Origin of the sequence: Pantoea sp. Ft-CA_14 (assembly GCF_024520875.1) — a bacterium.
GTDB lineage: Bacteria > Pseudomonadota > Gammaproteobacteria > Enterobacterales > Enterobacteriaceae > Pantoea > Pantoea agglomerans.
The window spans coordinates 1-237 of record NZ_JALNPM010000059.1 but is presented as its reverse complement, the minus strand read 5'-3'; the positions used below and the strand labels follow the sequence as shown (position 1 = coordinate 237).

1 protein-coding gene is annotated in these 237 nt (G+C 54.9%); it reads left to right on the top strand.

Translation table 11 applies throughout. The features are described from left to right. A partial coding sequence (locus tag NR195_RS22845; RefSeq protein WP_256844943.1) for a type VI secretion system contractile sheath domain-containing protein occupies nt 1-237 on the top strand: 237 nt, incomplete at both ends.

Sequence of the window (237 nt, the reverse complement as noted above, 5' to 3'; positions counted from 1 at the left end):
GTGCACATCGATTCGTGGCGTAGAGTCGGGCGGGGCAGTGGAAGATCTGCCATGCCACACTTTCCCAAGCGATGACGGCGGTGTGGACATGAAGTGTCCAACGGAAATCGCCATCAGCGATCGCCGTGAAGCCGAGCTGGCGAAAAATGGCTTTATGCCATTAGTTCACCGTAAAAACTCCGACTTTGCGGCCTTTATTGGTGCGCAGTCGCTGCAAAAGCCAGCGGAATACCATGA